At 62.5% G+C, this 1,441-nt stretch carries 1 protein-coding gene; it reads right to left on the bottom strand.

What is annotated here, in order from left to right:
* Window positions 1-118 precede the first annotated feature (118 nt).
* The coding region (gene istA / locus P3T16_RS34780) for an IS21 family transposase (RefSeq protein WP_429345659.1) at window positions 119-1,441 on the bottom strand (1,323 nt) is incomplete at its 5' end.

The raw sequence follows: 1,441 nt of genomic DNA, 5'->3' as shown, positions 1-1,441 counted from the left end.
GACGCCTGCCAGCTTTCCTTGTCCGAGCGTTCAGCGAAGTCCGGCCACAACCGGCCGATCGTTGGCAGGCGCAGTTCGTTGAGCATAAGTGCGATACGGCCAGCATCGTAGGCGGCGTTCATGCGAGCACCTCCTCATCGAGCAACGTGTCGTAAAGCGCGGCGGACGGCATCTCGACGACAACCACCGGACACTCGGCCTGGCGCGGCGCGAACTCATCGAACAACGCCTTCAGATCGGGCAGTTCACCGAGTTCGAGCAATGCATCGAGCCGCTCTGCCAGTTGTGCCTCGACGCCGTGGTGCCCGGCGAGTTCAAGCAAGCCCACCATGGTCTTGCAGGCGCTACGCGGCGTCAGTGCCTGATCCAGTCGTTCCCAGGTGCGACGATAGGCTTCACGCGGAAACAGATCGTCACGGAACGCGAGACCCCTGAAGGCCTGCGGCTTGCGTTTGAGTGCGTCGATGAAGTGCCGGTAGTCGATGCCGCGACCGCGCCGCTTGCTCGTGTGCGTGGCCCTCGTCGTGCTGTGCACGAGCGCGCCGGACAGATAGCAATCGAGCCGGTCGCTGTAGAGGCGCACCTTCAGACGATGGCCGATCAGCCGCGACGGCGCGCTGTACAGGACGCAACGTACGGTGAACGTTCCGCAACGGGTCACACGCGCCTCTTCTTCAACGAAGTCGGTGGTACGGTGCTCAGGCAGATCCAGCAAGTGTTCGCGCTCGATCTGGAACGCTGCAGCATTGCGCCGGTTGCGGCGCATTACCACCCCGCGCACGAACTCGTCGTACGCGGCGCGGTCTGCGAAGTCGCGGTGACCGCGCAACTCCAGAGCCTGATCGACCTGATCCTTCAGATAGCGATGCGAGGATTCGACGCTGCCATTCTCATGACCCATGCCACGGTTGTTGCGCGTGCCTTGCATCCCGTAATGTTCGAGCAGCGCTGTATAGCGAACCGTGAAGTCTTCCTCTTCCTGCAGGTTTCTGAACGCCGCCGACAGACTGTCGGAACGGTGTTCGCGTGGGCAGCCGCCGGCCTGCCAAAGCGCGTTCTGCAGTCCCGTCGCGAGCGCCTGGAAGCTCTCACCACCATCAACCACGCTGGCGTATTCCCAGCGCGAGAACGCCAGCACGAAGTGATACAGCAGGTGGTTGAACGGGATGCCACCAATCGTTACGCTCAACTTGTCCATGTGCGTGAAGTCCGACAGGCCTCGCGCGCCCGGTTGATACGTTTGAGGGAAGAACACTTCCTGGTTCGGCCCTTCGAGCGCGCGCCACTGGCTGACATGTCGCTCAAACGTGCGCCGCATGCTGTCCGGAAAGCGCTCGGGATGGTCCTCCTGCAATTTGCGCAGCAGGGTGATCGCCTTCAGCTTTGGCGCAGCGCGTAGCAATGGGACCACTTCGCTCTCCCAGACATCGGCGAACGGATC

Source organism: Paraburkholderia sp. GAS42 (assembly GCF_050436565.1).
Lineage (GTDB): Bacteria > Pseudomonadota > Gammaproteobacteria > Burkholderiales > Burkholderiaceae > Paraburkholderia.
This window is presented reverse-complemented; position numbering and strand designations above follow the sequence as displayed.